The 16,725-nt window shown below is 57.1% G+C and carries 12 protein-coding genes and 1 pseudogene; 1 reads left to right on the top strand and 12 read right to left on the bottom strand.

Features of this window, described 5'->3' with window-relative positions; all coding sequences use genetic code 11:
- Positions 1–291: 291 nt before the first annotated feature.
- Entirely contained in the window at positions 292–1,845 is a 1,554-nt protein-coding gene (gene ppx / locus HALTITAN_RS22670) for an exopolyphosphatase (RefSeq protein ID WP_009288494.1), read from the top strand.
- Here the strand turns inward: ppx and tilS are convergent.
- The 12 genes and pseudogenes from tilS to HALTITAN_RS22610 form a co-directional block, all read right to left on the bottom strand.
- Entirely contained in the window at positions 1,820–3,118 is a 1,299-nt protein-coding gene (tilS, locus tag HALTITAN_RS22665) for a tRNA lysidine(34) synthetase TilS (RefSeq protein ID WP_039860644.1), read from the bottom strand. The genes ppx and tilS overlap by 26 nt on opposite strands.
- Positions 3,099–4,055, bottom strand: a complete 957-nt coding sequence (accA, locus tag HALTITAN_RS22660; RefSeq protein ID WP_022520184.1) for an acetyl-CoA carboxylase carboxyl transferase subunit alpha — start codon at positions 4,053–4,055, stop codon at positions 3,099–3,101. Before accA ends, tilS begins: the two co-directional genes overlap by 20 nt.
- Before the next feature lie 232 nt (positions 4,056–4,287).
- On the bottom strand, positions 4,288–7,800 hold the full coding sequence (gene dnaE, locus HALTITAN_RS22655; protein WP_039860643.1) for a DNA polymerase III subunit alpha: 3,513 nt from the start codon (positions 7,798–7,800) through the stop codon (positions 4,288–4,290).
- 37 nt (positions 7,801–7,837) lie between these two features.
- Positions 7,838–8,470 carry a ribonuclease HII gene (rnhB, locus tag HALTITAN_RS22650; protein ID WP_039860641.1) on the bottom strand — a complete coding sequence of 211 codons (633 nt, stop codon included), beginning with the start codon at positions 8,468–8,470 and terminating at the stop codon, positions 7,838–7,840.
- Positions 8,460–9,632: a lipid-A-disaccharide synthase gene (gene lpxB / locus HALTITAN_RS22645; RefSeq protein WP_039860640.1), complete on the bottom strand. Its 1,173-nt coding sequence runs from the start codon at positions 9,630–9,632 to the stop codon at positions 8,460–8,462. The genes rnhB and lpxB overlap by 11 nt, the downstream gene beginning before the upstream one ends.
- Positions 9,633–9,649: 17 nt before the next feature.
- Positions 9,650–10,417, bottom strand: coding sequence for an acyl-ACP--UDP-N-acetylglucosamine O-acyltransferase (gene lpxA / locus HALTITAN_RS22640; RefSeq protein ID WP_039860639.1), 768 nt, complete (start codon positions 10,415–10,417; stop codon positions 9,650–9,652).
- The gene (fabZ, locus tag HALTITAN_RS22635) at positions 10,414–10,857 is read right to left on the bottom strand and encodes a 3-hydroxyacyl-ACP dehydratase FabZ (RefSeq protein WP_022520189.1); all 444 of its coding nucleotides are present in this window, start codon (positions 10,855–10,857) and stop codon (positions 10,414–10,416) included. The genes lpxA and fabZ overlap by 4 nt, the downstream gene beginning before the upstream one ends.
- 147 nt (positions 10,858–11,004) lie before the next feature.
- Positions 11,005–12,039, bottom strand: coding sequence for a UDP-3-O-(3-hydroxymyristoyl)glucosamine N-acyltransferase (gene lpxD / locus HALTITAN_RS22630; RefSeq protein ID WP_009288490.1), 1,035 nt, complete (start codon positions 12,037–12,039; stop codon positions 11,005–11,007).
- Positions 12,040–12,092: 53 nt separating this feature from the next.
- Positions 12,093–12,593: an OmpH/Skp family outer membrane protein gene (locus HALTITAN_RS22625; protein ID WP_027957768.1), complete on the bottom strand. Its 501-nt coding sequence runs from the start codon at positions 12,591–12,593 to the stop codon at positions 12,093–12,095.
- A gap of 74 nt (positions 12,594–12,667) precedes the next feature.
- Positions 12,668–15,019 carry an outer membrane protein assembly factor BamA gene (gene bamA / locus HALTITAN_RS22620; protein WP_411572272.1) on the bottom strand — a complete coding sequence of 784 codons (2,352 nt, stop codon included), beginning with the start codon at positions 15,017–15,019 and terminating at the stop codon, positions 12,668–12,670.
- 100 nt (positions 15,020–15,119) lie between these two features.
- Positions 15,120–16,478 carry an RIP metalloprotease RseP gene (gene rseP / locus HALTITAN_RS22615; RefSeq protein WP_039860633.1) on the bottom strand — a complete coding sequence of 453 codons (1,359 nt, stop codon included), beginning with the start codon at positions 16,476–16,478 and terminating at the stop codon, positions 15,120–15,122.
- A 55-nt stretch (positions 16,479–16,533) separates the two neighbouring features.
- Positions 16,534–16,725, bottom strand: a pseudogene (locus HALTITAN_RS22610) (1-deoxy-D-xylulose-5-phosphate reductoisomerase); the annotation flags it as partial.

Raw genomic sequence — 16,725 nt, 5'->3', positions numbered from 1 at the left:
TGGGCTATCTGACGACTTGGAATTCTGGCTGACGCTAACGGGATAAACAGTGAATAACGTCTGGGGCGACCAAGGTGCCGTACTTGCACGACGCATGCAAGATGATTTATCTAAACAGCGACTCATCTCAGCTGCGAAGTACTTGTGGACACGCTAACTAACCAGGTCAGATCAGGCCAGTAGCTCGATGGTAGTCAAGCGCCGCGACAAACGCAAGCCTTTAGGTGTCTAGCAATTGACAATAGATAAAGGTCGCCGCAACCTTGGCACAGCCAACACGAAGGAAAGCTCATGCCCAAGGACATTTCGCTCCCCATTGCCACCGCTCCCGCTGAGGTAGACAGCGGTGCGCCGCAGCGCTTCGCCGCTATAGACCTGGGTTCCAACAGCTTTCATCTACTGGTGGCCAATTACCAGCATGAACGCCTCCAGGTGGTGGCCCGATTGGGCGAAAAGGTGCAGCTCGCTGCGGGACTAGACGATGATGGCCTGCTCAGCGAAGAGGCAATGCAGCGCGCACTAGATTGCCTGGGCCGCTTCGCGCCGTTTTTAAGCGATATCACCAACGCCAATTTGCGCATTGTCGGCACTAACGCGCTACGCGATGCCGATAATAGCCAAACATTTATCGAGCGCGCCGAAGCACAGTTAGGCCACGCCATCGAAATTATCGCCGGCCGCGAAGAGGCTCGGCTGATTTATTTAGGCGCCGCCCACGCGCTGGCCGAAAATGGCCGCCGATTAATCGTCGATATTGGCGGCGGCTCGACCGAATTCATTATTGGTGAAGCTTTTGAGCCCAAAGCGCTGGAGAGCCTGCGCATGGGCTGCGTGACATTTTCCCGACGCTTCTTCTCCGACGGCGAGTTGAACGAAAAACATATGCGCCGCGCCGAGCTCGCCGCTCTTTCAGAGCTCGCCAACATTCAGCGCCCCTATCAACGCCTGGGCTGGGACGACCCAGTCGGCTCCAGCGGCACGATCAAGGCCGCCGCCAGCGTGTTGCATGCCTATGGCGATACGCCCCACGAGGGTGTTATCACTCGCGCCGGTTTAAAGAAGCTGCGCGAACGGCTGCTGAAGTGCAAGCAACTGGATAAAGTCGCGCTGGAGGGCCTCAAGGCTGACCGTGCCAAAGTTTTCCCGGCGGGGATTGCTATTCTCGGGGCGATTTTTGAGGCCTTTGATTTAACCCAAATGCGTTTTGCCGATGGGGCGCTGCGCGAAGGCGTGCTCTACGATATGGCCGGGCGCAATACCGCCGAAGACTCGCGCTCGAAAAGCCTGGAGTCGCTACAGCGCACTTACGATGTTGATACCCGTCAAGGGCTTAACGTCGCCGACACTGCCGAGCGACTGTTTCAGCAGGTACGCCATGCATGGACGCTGAACCTTGACCAAGGGCGCTATTTGCAGTGGGCTAGCCACGTGCATGAAATCGGCCTGGCGATCTCTCACAGCCAGTTTCATCGCCACGGCGCCTACCTGCTGGAGCATTCGGATCTCGCGGGTTTTTCACGCCCTGAACAGCGCCAACTGGCGTTTTTAGTGCGCGCGCACCGGCGTAAATTTCCGCTCAAGGAGTGGCAGGCCCTGCCGGAAGCGCAACAGGAGACGACCCAGAAGCTCGCCCGACTGCTGCGTTTAGCCGTTTTGCTCAACCATTCCCGCCCGGAAACCGCGCCCTCGCTACCGGAAATAAGCGCTGACAGCGATAGCTTGACGATCACGCTGCCTGCCAGCGATGAACCCACCCTGCTGAGTACCGACCTGGAACAGGAGCAGGCGTTTATGGAAGCCGCCGGTTTTAAGCTGATCGTTAAGCAGGCGAAGTCAGACGGGTAAAGCAAACGCCCTCTGCCTGCCATAACAGCTGAGCAGGGGGACAAACCACCCCGATACACGCCTCCCCCTGCATGATAACCACCAGCCGCTGGCGCTCCCAGGGCGGCATATCCGCCTCTTGTAGCAACCGCTTTAGGTCGCGCCGCCCTCGTTTAGGCAGTTGAATAACCTCCCCACCTTGTCGCCAGGTCGCTCTCAGCGGTTGAGACGGCTCTTGTAATGAGGCCACCTGCCACCCTAGCGGCCCGATAGGCGTTTCCAGTGGCGTTTGACCATCCCAGCTAACCTCCCACGACGATAACGCTTCAAAAGGCACCATCAGATAGAGCCGCTGGCGCCATAGGCGCGCCTGAGCACCCGGCCACTCAACGCATACCGCGGCACCCGCCTTGGCATTCAATTGATCCAGCAGGCTCTCTAAACGCTTCTGGGGCGGTGTTGGCAAGCCTTGCTGTTGGCAAAGAGTACGCACCAGCAGCCGCTGGCGGGGACGGGAGCGCTGACTAAGTGCGCTCGCATCTATCTGCCCTTCTCCGGTGACGAGCTCGTTTAGCTCGGCTGCTAAATACTCGCTAAGCACCGCATCTGCGTCACCGGCGTTGGTTGCGCTATTGGCTAAAGCAGCGACGGCTGTGGGCCAGCGCTCGCGCAATGCAGGCAATATTCGGTGGCGCAGGCGGTTGCGATCAAAGCGAATATCTTGATTGGTGGGATCTTCGCACCAGCGCAACTGAAGCAGCCCAGCCGCAGCTTCAAGTTCAGCTCGGCGCACGGAGAGCCAGGGGCGCACCAAGGTGGTACTTTGGACCTCCCGGCGATAGGGCATACCAGCCAGGCCGCGTAGCCCGCTGCCACGCAGAGCGGCGAGCAGAAAGGTTTCCGCCTGATCATCCTGGTGCTGGGCCAGCCAAAGCGTATCGCCAGTGGGGATGGTGGCCAAAAAAGCCTCATAGCGGGCGTTGCGAGCGGCGCCTTCGATGCCTTCACCTTGTGCATCTACCGTCACATTGACCACTGATAGCGGCACGTTCAAACGCACACACATATCCCGGCAGCGCGCCTCGAATGTCTGCGCTGCTGCCTGTAGGCCGTGGTTAATATGGATAGCCCGCAAATGGCGGTCTGCTTGTTCGCAGGCCCGTGCGGCTAACGCGAGCAGCAGGCAGGAGTCCAAACCACCTGAGAGTGCCACCCAAATAGAGCGCCCCGGCGGGGTTTCCGCCAGGGCGTCGTTGAGCAAGCGTTGCAGCGTATTAAGCGGCTGGGGCGCCATAGCTCATTAAACGCTTGTAGCGACGCTCCAGCAGCGCGTCAGTGTCCATTGACTGCAGACGCCCCAAGCTCGCGGTAAGCGCCTCTTTGACCCGCTCAGCAGTGGTTAGCGGGTGACGGTGGGAACCACCGAGCGGCTCTTTGATCAGCGAATCGACGAAACCCAGCTCTTTCAGTCGCTCGGCGGTAATGCCCATAGCCTGAGCGGCGTCAGAGGCTTTTTCAGCGCTTTTCCATAAGATCGATGCGCAGCCTTCCGGTGAGATCACCGAGTAGGTCGAATACTGCAGCATTTGCAGTTCGTCGCAGACGCCAATTGCCAGCGCGCCGCCGGAGCCGCCCTCGCCCACCACGGTGGAGATAATCGGTGTTTTCAGTCGCGACATAACGGCCAGATTATAGGCGATAGCCTCTGACTGACCGCGCTCTTCGGCGTCGATACCGGGATAGGCACCGGGGGTATCGATAAAGGTCAGGATCGGCATTTTAAAGCGCTCGGCCATCTCCATCAGACGGCACGCTTTGCGGTAGCCTTCTGGGCGCGGCATACCGAAGTTGCGGCGCACTTTCTCTTTTACATCGCGGCCTTTTTGATGGCCAATCACCATCACTGGTGCATCATTCAACCGCGCAATGCCACCTACCAGCGCGGCATCATCGGCGAAGTTGCGATCACCGTGCAGCTCGTCAAAGTCGGTGAAGATGTGTTCGAGGTAGTCCAACGTGTAGGGACGCTGAGGGTGCCGTGATAGCTGGGAAACCTGCCAGGGAGTCAAATCCTTGAAGATCGATTCCGTCAGCTTGCGGCTCTTCTCTTCCAGCCGAGCGATCTCGTCGGAAAGGTTGACTTGGCTATCGGAGCTGACTAGACGCAGCTCCTCAATTTTTGCCTGAAGTTCGGCAATCGGCTGTTCAAAATCGAGATAATTAGGATTCATCGGCTCTGCCTGTAAGCTGCCTGTCAAAAACAAGCCTGATCAAAATAAGTATTATCGCACCCTGACCCTGCCACGCAAGGTGGGCTCACTTATGCACAGAGTGCAATCTCACGAGGGCAGGTCTCCGCGAGGGCGCTGTGAACCCATCCTTGGGCGCTACTTTCGCCATCCCTGGCCGAAAGACCCTCGCTTCAACCTGCCCTCTTCCGATAGTTTAGTGACGTATCGTCAGCTATCGATAGCGTAGCTGTACGCCTGTCTGACCCTGGACATCCTGCAGCGCCAGCAGTAAGTCGTCGCTCGGTGCGACTTTCCACTCATCGGCAAGTTCCAGCCAAGCCACTGCCGCTGGGTGGCGGTACTGCAGGCGCACCGGCAACCCCTCTTGATCGCGATACGGCGTCAGGCTGTCGCGCAGGGTTTCAATTAAGCGGCCATTGATCTGCCCCGCGTCCAATGCCAGTTCCACGGCTTGGCCGTAGCGAATGCGCGCCGTCACCATTGGTGTAACGTCTTTACCGCGTAGGCGCAGGCCACCAGAGTATTCGTCGCTGGAGACTTCGCCCTCAACGATGAGTACCTGATCAGCCTCAATCTGACCGCGTAGTTGCTCGAATAGCTCCCCAAACAGCGAAGCTTCAATACGCCCGGTGCGGTCATCCAGGGTGATAAACGCCATGGTATCACCACGCTTTGACTTCATGGTGCGCACGCCGACCACTAGCCCAGCAACGCGCTGGGGGTCGCGAGAAGGTTTTAAATCGCTGATCCGCGTGGAGACAAAACGTTTTAGCTCCCGCTCGTACTCGTCGATCGGGTGCCCTGTCAGGTAAAGCCCCAGGGTATCTTTCTCCCCTGAGAGCCGTTCGCGATCGGTCCACTCACGGGCGTTGATGTATTCGGCGTAAACGTTGCTGTCACCGTCACTTTCATCGGCCGCGGCGAACGCATCACCAAACATATCCAGCATGCCCAGATTCTGATTGGCGTGGTTTTGGGCAGCGGCTTTTAGCGCGTCCTCCATCGCTGCGAACAGCACCGCACGATTGGGGCCTAGGGTATCCAGCGCGCCGGAGCGAATCAGCGCCTCCAGGGTGCGCTTATTCATCCGCTTGGGATCAATGCGGCGGCAGAAATCGAAGATATCTTTAAAGGGGCCATCTGCCTCGCGGGCTTCGACAATGGCGCCAATGGGCCCTTCGCCCACGCCGCGAATTGCGCCTAGCCCATAGACCACACGCGCATCGGTATCGACGGTGAACTTGTAACCACCGACGTTGACGTTCGGCGGCGTTACGGTGAGCTTGAGGTTCCGACACTCCTCAATCAGCGGCACCACTTTATCCAGGTTGTCCATTTCCGTGGACATAACGGCGGCCATAAAGGGCCCCGGATAGTGGGCTTTCAGCCACGCAGTTTGGTAAGACACCAGCGCGTAGGCAGCCGAGTGAGACTTGTTAAAGCCGTAACCGGCGAATTTCTCTACCAGGTCAAAGATGTTACCGGCCAGGTCTTTATCGATACCGTTGGCGGCACACCCCTCCATAAAGCCGTCACGCTGCTTGGCCATCTCTTCGGGCTTTTTCTTACCCATGGCACGGCGCAGCATATCGGCCTGGCCGAGGCTGTAGCCTGCCATTACCTGAGCGATCTGCATGACCTGCTCTTGGTAGAGGATGATGCCGTAGGTGGGCGCCAAGACAGGTTTCAACAGCTCGTGCTGGTAATCCGGGTGTGGATAAGAGACTTCGGCCCGGCCGTGCTTACGGTTGATAAAGTCGTCGACCATGCCCGACTGCAGTGGGCCGGGGCGGAACAGTGCCACCAGGGCGATCATATCGTCCAGGGAGTCAGGCAGCAGGCGCTTGATCAGCTCCTTCATGCCGCGGGATTCGAGCTGGAAGACCGCCGTGGTTTCAGCGCGCTTGAGCATCTCGAAGGTTGGCGCGTCGTCCAGCGGGATGCTGTCGATGTTGAGCGGCCCCTGGCCGTTAACGCTGCGCACCTTGTCGACCATTTCTAGTGCCCAGTCGATAATCGTCAGCGTCCGCAGGCCCAGGAAGTCGAACTTGACCAGCCCCGCCTCTTCAATATCGTTTTTATCGAACTGTACCACCAAGCCAGAGCCATCTTCATCGCAGAGCAGCGGAGAGAAATCGGTCAGCTTGGTGGGGGCGATGACCACGCCACCGGCGTGCTTGCCGGTGCCCCGGGTGGTGCCCTCAAGCTTGAGCGCCATCTCCCAGATCTCTTCGGCCTCTTCATCGTTGCCGATAAACTCTTTCAGCGCAGGCTCCTGCTCAATCGCCTTGGCCAGGGTCATGCCTACTTCAAAGGGAATCAGCTTGGAGAGCTTATCCCCCAGCGAGTACGGACGGCCTTGGGCACGGGCGACGTCGCGCACCACGGCCTTCGCCGCCATGGTGCCAAAAGTAACAATCTGGGAGACCGCATTGCGCCCGTAGCGCTCGGCTACGTACTCGATCACCTTGTCGCGTTTTTCCATGCAGAAGTCGACGTCAAAGTCGGGCATGGAGACACGTTCGGGGTTAAGAAAGCGCTCGAACAGCAGGTCGTAGCCAATCGGGTCTAAGTCAGTGATCTTTTGCGCGTAGGCCACTAGCGAACCAGCACCGGAACCACGCCCCGGGCCTACCGGTACGCGGTTGTCCTTGGCCCACTGGATGAAGTCCATCACGATCAGGAAGTAGCCAGGGAACCCCATCTGGATAATAACGTTGAGCTCGAACTCCAGCCGGTCGCGGTAGCGCTGGTCGATCGCCTGGTACTCTTCGCTGTCGCGGGGGTAGCGTTCAGCGGGAAACAAAAAATCCAACCGCTCGGTTAAACCGTCATGGGATACTTTGCGGAAGAACTCATCCTGGGTCATCCCTTCGGGAATGCCGAACTCGGGCAGGAAAATCTCGCCCAGGCGCACATCCACGCTGCAGCGCTCGGCGATCATCACGCTGTTTTCCAGCGCTTCGGGGATATCGGCAAACAGCGCCGCCATCTCGTCGGGGCTTTTTAAGTACTGCTCTTCAGTGTAGCGGCGTTCGCGGCGTGGGTCGTCCAGCGCTTTACCTTCACCGATGGAGACGCGGGTCTCGTGGGCCCAATAATCTTCGCGCTCAAGAAAGCGCACGTCATTGGTCGCCACCACTGGCGTGCCTGTTTCAATGGCCAGCTTGACGCTGGCGTGAACGCAGGCCTCTTCCAGCGGGCGCCCGGTGCGAATCAACTCTAGATAAAAGCGCTCGGGAAAGGCCGCCTGCCACTCTTCGAGCAGCACCCGTGCATCCTGCTCGTGATCAGATAGCAGGTGGCGGCCAATCTCACCCTCCCGCGCGCCGGAAAGCGCAATCAAGCCTTCGCTCTGCTCCAGCACCCACTGTTTATCGAGAATGGCGCGCCCCTGCCGTTGACCATGCGTCCAACCTTTCGAGATCAACTCGGTCAGGTTGCGATAGCCAATATCGTTCATCGCCAGCAGCGTTAGCCGGTAAGGGTGGGACTCGTCATGGGGATTATGGAGCCATAAGTCGCTGCCAATAATCGGCTTCAACCCCGCCCCCTGGGCGGCTTTGTAGAACTTCACCAGGCCGAACAGGTTGGTTTCATCGGTCAAGGCCAGCGCTGGCATCGCCCGTTCAGCCGTGGTGCTAACCAGCGACTTTAGCTTCACTAAGCCATCGACCAGGGAATATTCACTGTGCAAACGTAAATGAACGAACGGAACCGTCATGAGACTCTCAGCAAAACGCTAGGTGAAGAAAAATACGTTAAAGCAGCGCCAACTGACGCTGCACAGGCGCGAAGCTACGACGATGTTCGGCCAGTGGCCCGTGAGCTGCAAGCGCCGTCAGGTGCTCTTTGGTCGGGTAGCCTTTATGGCGCGCAAAACCATACTCAGGATAGCACTCATCCAAGGCGACCATCTGCGCATCGCGAGCGACCTTGGCCAAAATCGACGCCGCGGCAATGGCACAGTGGCGTGAATCACCCTTTACCACGGCCTGGCCGGGCAACAGATGGCCAGGTAATTTGTTGCCATCCACGAGTAGATATTCCGCCGCCGGTGCCAGCGCATCAATGGCTCGGCGCATGGCCAAGTGGGTGGCGTGGTAAATATTCAGCGCATCCACTTCCGCTGCGCTGGCTTCTGCCACGGCGAAGGCCAGCGCCCGTTCGCGAATTTGTCTATCCAGCGCTTCACGCCTGCGCGCCGTCAACTTTTTAGAGTCGGTAAGACCGTCAATCGGCTGAGCGGGGTCGAGAATCACCGCCGCGGCCACCACGCTGCCGATCAGCGGCCCTCGGCCTACTTCATCGACCCCCGCCAGCCGCTCGCCGCTGTAGGCAATTTCTAGCGTTGGAAAATCCTTGTGCTCGATCAACCAGTGCTCAATGGCCATCAACACTCTCCAGCGGCTGACCCGCGGCCAACAGGTTAATCGCCTCGGCGGCGCGACGGCTGGCGTTACGCTGGAGCGTAGCGTGCATCTCGGCAAAGCGTGTTTCCAAGGCATGTCGACTTGCCTCGTCGGCCAACATAGCGCTGAGTTGCTCGGCAATCGCCTCTGGAGAGGCGGCGTCTTGAATCAGCTCGGGCACCAGCGTCTCCTGGGCAATCAAATTGGGTAGCGATACCCACTGGGTTTTCACCATTCGTTTAGCCAGCCAGTGGGTGGCTGGGGCCATTTTGTAGGCCACTAGCATGGTGCGGTGACACAGCATGGCTTCCAGCGCGGCGGTACCCGAGGCCAGCAGCACCACATCGCTCGCCACCATGGCTTCGCGGGCCTGACCATCCAAAAGCGCAGTACGCTCCACCAACAGCGGGTAACTAGCCAGCAGTGCGCTGATTTCCCGGCGGCGATCAGCGGTGGCTGCAGGAATCACCACTTGCAGCGTGGGGTGGCGCTGGCAGAGCTGTTCGGCAGCGTTAAGAAAGGTGTCACCCAAAAAGCGAATTTCATTGGCCCGAGAGCCGGGCAGCAGCGCTAACACCTGGCTATCCGGCGCCAGCTTCAGCGCCTGACGGGTGGCAATACGGTCATTTTCCAGCGGCATTTCGTCGGCCAGAGGGTGACCCACAAAGGCAACGGGAACACGGTGTTTGCGATAGAAGGCGGCTTCAAAAGGCAGCAGTGTCAGCATGCCGTCCACCGATTTAGCGATGCCTTTTACCCGCCCCTGGCGCCACGCCCATACGGAAGGGCTTACGTAATGGGCAGTAGTAATACCCGCTTCGCGGAGCTGGCGTTCCAGGCCTAAATTGAAGTCAGGCGCATCGATGCCGAGCATAATATCCGGCTGCCAGGCCAGCGCTTCGGCTTTCAGCGTACGCCGCACGCGGATCAGTTCGGGGAGGTGCTTAAGCACCTCAACCAACCCCATCACCGCGAGGGTCTCTAAAGGGAAGCGGCTCTCCATGCCCTCTGCCTGCATGCGCGGCCCGCCGATGCCACGAAACTCGACGCCGGGGTGGCGCGCTTTAAGTTCACGCATCAGCCCAGCGCCAAGGATATCGCCGGAGAGTTCCCCAGCCACGAGATAGACACGTTGCAGGGTCATAAAATGATTAGCATGGGTTAACGGGTGATGCCGCGGGTAGAACGCTCAATGGAGGCGGCGAAATGCTCGATTTCGGGCAAATCAAAGCGGCTACGCATTTCGACAAGCGCCTGCTCTGTAGTCAGTCCCTGGCGATAGACCATTTTATAGGCGGTGGTTAAGGCGCTAATTGCTTCGCGGCTAAAGCCGCGGCGCTTTAAGCCCACCAGGTTGAGGCCACGCGCTTCGGCAGGGTTGCCATTAATCATGATATAGGCGGGTGTGTCCTTGGTGATAATCGAGCCACCACCGGCCATGGCGTGATCGCCAAAGTGACAGAACTGATGTACTGCCGCCAACCCACCCAGAATGGCATGATCACCGACGGTGACATGGCCCGCCAAGGTAACCTGATTGGCTAAAATGCAGTCGTTACCAATCACGCAGTCATGGCCGACATGCACGTAGGCCATAAACAGGTTGCGCGAACCAATGGTGGTTTCGCTGCGATCCTGAACGGTGCCTCGATGAATCGTGGCGCCTTCACGGATCACATTATCGTCGCCCATCACTAACCGCGTGGGTTCGCCTGCGTATTTTTTGTCCTGACAGTCTTCACCTACCGAGGCAAACTGAAAGATACGCGTACGTTCGCCTAGCGAGGTGGGGCCTTTAACCACCACATGAGGGCCTATCACGGAGCCCGCGCCGATCGTGACGTCGGGGCCAATGATGCTAAAGGGGCCAACCTCAACGTCGTCGGCAAGGCGCGCCGCCGGGTCGACCAGTGCAGTCGGATGTATCAAGCCACCTTCCTCTCGGCACAAATAATTTCTGCTTCGCAGGCCAGCTCACCGTCAACCGTGGCACGGCATGCAAATTTCCAGATACCCCGTTTACCTCTAATCACGTCGGCCTCTAAGGTGAGCTTGTCGCCCGGCATTACCGGGCGTTTAAAGCGCACTTTATCGCTGCCCACGAGATAGTACACATAACCATCGGCAGGCAGTTTATTGACCGTTTTAAAACCGAGAATGCCGCATACCTGGGCCAGGGCTTCAATCACCAGTACGCCGGGCATAATCGGGTGATGCGGAAAGTGGCCGTTAAAAAATGGCTCATTAATGCTGACATTTTTGTACGCAACGATGGATTCGCCGGTGGTTAATTGCGTTACTCGATCCACCAGCAAAAAGGGGTAACGGTGGGGCAAGTACTCGCGAATTTCATTGATATCCATAACCATCGTAGCGACCTCTAAAATAACAAAAACCTGCAGCTCCTGAAGAGTGTCAGGCAAATACCAGCACGTGCACTGGTTAAAAGGCTGTGGATTATACCCCGCTGTTATCTAGTCTCAAACCAGCAGCGGGTAAAAGTCATGCAGCCGTTACTATTCACGTTGCTTTTTTTCCAATCGAGCCAGGCGCTTAGCGATGTCATCAAGCTGTTTAAAACGCACCGCGTTTTTACGCCACTGGGCATTAGCCATGGCGCCAGTACCGGATGAGTAGACCCCCGGTTCATGGATTGAGTTCGTGACAAGGCTCATACCTGTCACCTGAACGCCGTCGCAAATGGTTAGGTGACCGGATAAACCGACCCCACCACCCAGCATGCAGTGCTTACCGACCTTGGTCGAACCAGCAATGCCCACACAGCCTGCTAAGGCGCTGTGGTCACCGATAATGACGTTATGGGCGATTTGTACCTGACTATCAATTTTGACGTCATCACCAATCACCGTATCTCCCAAAGCGCCACGATCGATGCTGGAGCAACTGCCTACTTCAACGTCGTCGCCAAGCACTACGCCCCCCAATTGGGCGATTTTATGCCAGCCAGCGCCATCGTGGGCAAACCCGAAGCCGTCGCCGCCAATCACACAGCCGCTTTGCAAGATGCCCCGTTTACCGATAACCACGCCATGGCAGAGGGTGACATTGGCGTGCAGACGCGTTGCTTCGCCGATAATTGTATCGGCTCCCACCACGCTGCCCGCCCCAATGACCACACGGTCGCCCAGCACCACGCCTGATTCAATCACTGCATGAGCTTGAATGCAGACATCGGCGCCTAGCTGAGCATCTTCCGCCACGACGGCGGTGGGGTGAATACCGACGATATCGCGGGCAGGCAGTGGGTCAAACAACTGCGATAGCTTGGCATAGCCCAAGTAAGGGTTATCGATTTCCAGACGCGCTACCGGGCAGTGCTTGCCATGCTCAGGGTGCAGCAATACCGCGGCCGCCTTGGTCGTCGCCAAATCTTTCAGGTAGGCACGATTGGCCAGAAAAGCCACTTGATCCGGCTGCGCTTCTTTTAGCGTCGCCAAGCCGCGTATCGGCTGCTGGGCATTACCGCTGACGGCAATGCCCAATTGGCGCGCAATGTCTGCGAGGGTAAAGTGATGAGAAGCGTGCGTCATGGGAGCCCAGGGAAGCGTTGGTGTGGCCTGACCACACCAATTAGCGTTTAAATTTAGTTCAAGGTATCAAAAATCTGGGTGACTTCATCGGTCACATTGGGCAGATCCACACCTGAGTGCAGTACGCCCTGGGGTTCAACCAGCACATCAATACCATGGCGTTCCAGCACTTCTGCTACCGCTTGTTCCAGCTTAGGCTCGGCGCCTTCTAAAAACTGCTGCTCGGAACGCTGCTGTGCCTGCATTACTTCCTGGCGAAGCTGTTCAAAACGGCTGCCTTTCTGCTGAAGCTCGCTAATCAGCGACTCCCGCTGGGACTGAGCCATCGTTTCGCCTTCGTTCTGCAAACGCTGCTGAAGCTGCTGCAACTCATTACCCAGGTTTTGCGCTTCACGCTGCTGATTGCCAATTTGCCCTTCCAGAGTACTCATTGACGCCTGTGCGGACTGGGTATTCATCAATGCTGCTCGCCAATCCAACACTGCTACTTCTGCAGCGTGAGCGGGCAAAATCATCGCGCCCAACAGGCATACCACCGCTGTCAGTTTACGCATCATGTTATCTCCTTAGGTCACGCTAGCGCGCGCCACCATGGCACGCGGTCTAGCAAAATTAGAACGTTTGCCCTTTAGAACGTTTGTCCTAATGAGAACTGGAAGAACTGAGTGTCGTCACCGCTCTTATCGTTCAATGGCTCAGCAATGCTAAAGGTCAGCGGGCCTACCGGTGTCAGCCAAGAGAGGCCAATACCGGCGCTGTAGCGCAAATCGCCTAGATCAACGCCGGAGTTACACTGCTGACGCCCTGCGTCTTCTGCAAGCACATCGTAGCAAGAGGTCAGGAAGGTATTACCGCCATCCAAGAATAGCGATGTTTGCAGCGCGCGCTGATCTTCAACAAAGGGCAGCGGGAAAATGATCTCGGCGCTACCTTCTACTGAAACGTTACCGCCCAGCGTGCGGTCACGGCCGCCTTCGGTTGCTGGCGTGGTGCGCTGCCCAAGCGTATTCGACGTGAAGCCACGCACCGAGCCAAGACCACCCGCGTAGAAGTTTTCATAGAAGGGGAAGGGATCGTTGCCGCCCAGCGTATCGGCATAGCCGACATTGCCGGTAAATTTGAACGCCCAGGACTCGTCATCGTTAATCGGGAAGAGCTGTTGAGCACGGGCGCGCAGCTTGTAGTACTCCGAATCACTGCCCGGCACGCCGGTTTCCAGCGACAGTCGCTGATAGTTGCCATCGGTCGGCATAATACCGCGGTTGAGATTGTTGCGTGTCCAACTAGCGGTCAGCTTCAGGCTTTGCGCATCTTCGCCCTGATCTTCCACATAGCGACGAATTTCTGAGGCCGTGTCGAAGTAGGTTTTCACCGTTAGGTCTTCAACGCTGGCACCGAAGTTAAGACGCGACAGTTCGCTTACGGGGTAACCAAAGTTGATACCGGCACCATAGGCATCCGTCGAGAACGTCGAAATATCCGAATCGGCGTAATCTGTTTCGCGGTAAAAAACATTGTAGCCGCGAGAAATGCCATCCAACGTCCAGTAGGGATCAGTGAAGCCAAAGTTCACACTGGTAAAGGTGTCGCTGCGCTGAGCCCCTACATTGACCCGGTTACCCGTACCCAAGAAGTTATTTTGTGACAAGCCGACACCGTAAATAACCCCGGCACTCTGGGAGAAACCAACGCTGGCAGAGACCGACCCCGAGGGCTGCTCTTCGACATTATAAGTAACGTCGAGTAAATCCGGCTCACCAGGTACAGGCTGGGTATCCACTTCTACTTGGCTAAAAAAGCCCAGGCGTTCAAGGCGCTGACGCGATTGTGTAATGGCTTCGGTGGAAGCGGGTGCGCCCTCCAACTGAATCATTTCACGCCGCAGTACTTCATCCTGAGTAGTCGTATTACCGTAGAACTCGATACGACGCACGTAGGCGCGTTCACCGGGATTGACAGCAATCACCAGATCGACCGTTTCACCGTCCCCTGCCATTTCAGGCACGCCTTGAATATCAGCAAAGGCGAAGCCTTCGGCACCCAAACGCTGGCGCAGGGCTTCGGTGGAGGCATTCACATCGCCGCGGGAGAAAATCTCTCCTTCTTTAACGGTGAGTAACTGGCGAGCTTCGTTTTCGCTGATCTGTAGATCACCCGCGAAACGAATATTGCCCACCCGGTACTGGGCGCCTTCATCGACGTTCAGAGTAATAAAGATTTCGGACTTTTCAGGGCCAATCGATACCTGAGTGGACGTGACATCGAAGTTGACGTAGCCGCGATCCAAGTAGAATGAACGCAGCCGCTCAATATCACCGGAAAGCGCTTCACGGGAGTACTCGTCGCTAGAGAACCAGCCGAAAAAGCGTCCTGGCCGATCATTTAACTCAAACACGCCACGCAGCGTCTCATCATCAAAGGCTTCGTTACCAACGATATTGATTTGGCGAATCTTGGCCACTTCGCCTTCGTTGATATTGATATTGACCTGAACCCGGCCCTCATCGACCTCTTCCACTTCGGTATCGATGCTGGCGCTGTAGCGACCTTGAGACTGGTAGACGCCTTCCAGCTCGCGCTGTATCTCTTCCAGCGTAGAGAGCTCCAGTACCTGGCCTTCCGAGAGCCCTGATTCACGCAAACCATTGCGCAAGTCCTCTTCGGAGATTTGATCGTTGCCGCTGATCTGTAGCCGCGCAATAGTCGGACGCTCGACGACCTGAATAACCAGTACATCGCCTTCGCGTGCCAGGGAGACATCGTCAAATAGCCCTGTGGCAAATAAGTCACGGGCAGCAGCAGCTAATTGCTCTTCGCTGACGCGCTCATTGGCACTCACCGGAAATGCATTGAAGACCGAGGCGGCGGATACCCGCTGCAGTCCTTCCACTCGAATGTCTGAAACATCAAAGGATTGTGCTTGGGCGCCGCTGGCGCCTGCCAGCAAGAGTGCCGCCATTCCAAGGGTCTTGATTTTCATGCAGTCAATTCGCTCGCGTTGGTCTGCCTATCATTCCAGAAAGGCACCATATACATTTGTGCAGGCAGATGACAAGGCATCCTGCGCGCTACACGCGTCATTACCACAGGCGCATCAGATCAAAATAGAGGGCCATCAACATCAGGGTGCCGACCATGGCAAGCCCAATGCGCAGTCCTACGGCTTGGGTTCTTTCGGATACTGGCCGTCCACGCACGACCTCCATAAAATAATAGAGCAAGTGGCCACCATCGAGCACCGGGATAGGTAGTAAGTTTAGTACCCCAAGGCTGATAGAAAGATACGCTAGAAAGCCAATAAACGCTTCCATCCCTGCACGGGCCGAATCACCAGAGATCTGTGCAATGGTGATTGGCCCGGACAAATTGGAAGGCGAGATAAGCCCGACAAACATTTTGCGTATGGCATCTAAGGTTAAGAGCGTCATCTCTCCAGTGCGCGAAACAGCCTGGCCTACCGCTTCGATAGGGCCGTAACGGATTTCACGCTGAAACGCTGCTGGCCACTCGACCTGCTCGGCGCCTGCACCGATATAACCAATTTCAACCCCAGTGTCCAAGCGGTTACGCCCGGGGGTTAAATCAACACTCGACTGCTCGCCATTACGTTCATAGGTGAGCTGCAGCGTTTCACCTGGATTACCTCGCACCATATTAACGAAGTGCATCCAATCATCCACTGGTTCGCCATTAATCGCCGCCATCCTATCGCCCGCCTCAAGGCCTGCTTGCTCGGCGGCCTCTCCGCTCACTACTTGGCCTAAAACGGCCGGAAATTCCGGCTGCCAAGGAGTAATACCCAGCGATTGCAGCGGCTGTGGCGGATCTTGGCGAACCAAATAATCAGTCACCGATAAGCCAAAACGTTGAGGGTCGCTCGCGCCTTCGGGGCGGGCGTCTATATCCAGCTCACCGCTGAAACCAATAATCGATACCAGTTTGAGGTTAACATCTTCCCAAGAGCGCATCTCATCGCCCTGAATGGCGACAATTTCATCGCCATTGGCAAGTCCGGCTTCGGCGGCGGGCGAGTCAGGCGCAACGCTACCTACCATTGGCGACACCACCGTGGTACCCGCCACGAACAGTGCCCAGTAAGCCACAATCGCTAACAAGAAGTTGGCGATTGGCCCTGCCGCCACAATCGCAATGCGCTGCCACACGGTTTTGCGGTTAAATGCCTGATCAAGCTGCTCTTCCGGAACCGGCGCCTCACGCTCATCGAGCATTTTGACATAGCCACCCAGCGGAATGGCGGCTATCGCGAACTCGGTGCCGTGGCGGTCAACCCGCGACCATAGCGGCTTACCAAAGCCTACAGAAAACCGTAGCACTTTGACCCCACAGCGCCTCGCCACCCAAAAATGGCCAAACTCGTGGAAGGTCACTAACAGGCCCAACACCACAATGACCGCTAAAATATTCTGTATAAGGCCCACACTGAACTCCTTAATGCCCCGCTCTAACGACCAGCCCAGCGAATGCTTAAGCGTATCATTTTGTTACCAGTTCCAGCGCCTGCTGTCGCGCCCACTGATCCGTTGCTAATACGCTATCAAGGCTATCAACACGGCCTTGATAGGGGCGCGACAAGACGTCGGCGACCAGTTGCCCAATGGCTGTAAAGCCGATTCGACGCTGTAGGAATGCTTCAACTGCAACCTCATTGGCAGCGTTGAGCACAAC

The sequence above is a fragment of the Vreelandella titanicae BH1 genome, from assembly GCF_000336575.1.
Lineage (GTDB): Bacteria > Pseudomonadota > Gammaproteobacteria > Pseudomonadales > Halomonadaceae > Vreelandella > Vreelandella titanicae.
This window is presented reverse-complemented; position numbering and strand designations above follow the sequence as displayed.

Bases quoted from the DNA above. Each gene is read 5' to 3' on its own strand.
- tilS (WP_039860644.1), bottom strand. From the start codon at position 3,118: ATGGCGCCCCAGCCGCTTAATACGCTGCAACGCTTGCTCAACGACGCC.
- bamA (WP_411572272.1), bottom strand. From the start codon at position 15,019: ATGAAAATCAAGACCCTTGGAATGGCGGCACTCTTGCTGGCAGGCGCC.
- lpxB (WP_039860640.1), bottom strand. From the start codon at position 9,632: ATGACCCTGCAACGTGTCTATCTCGTGGCTGGGGAACTCTCCGGCGAT.
- rnhB (WP_039860641.1), bottom strand. From the start codon at position 8,470: ATGGCCATTGAGCACTGGTTGATCGAGCACAAGGATTTTCCAACGCTA.
- HALTITAN_RS22625 (WP_027957768.1), bottom strand. From the start codon at position 12,593: ATGCGTAAACTGACAGCGGTGGTATGCCTGTTGGGCGCGATGATTTTG.
- accA (WP_022520184.1), bottom strand. From the start codon at position 4,055: ATGAATCCTAATTATCTCGATTTTGAACAGCCGATTGCCGAACTTCAG.
- ppx (WP_009288494.1), top strand. From the start codon at position 292: ATGCCCAAGGACATTTCGCTCCCCATTGCCACCGCTCCCGCTGAGGTA.
- lpxD (WP_009288490.1), bottom strand. From the start codon at position 12,039: ATGACGCACGCTTCTCATCACTTTACCCTCGCAGACATTGCGCGCCAA.
- dnaE (WP_039860643.1), bottom strand. From the start codon at position 7,800: ATGACGGTTCCGTTCGTTCATTTACGTTTGCACAGTGAATATTCCCTG.
- fabZ (WP_022520189.1), bottom strand. From the start codon at position 10,857: ATGGTTATGGATATCAATGAAATTCGCGAGTACTTGCCCCACCGTTAC.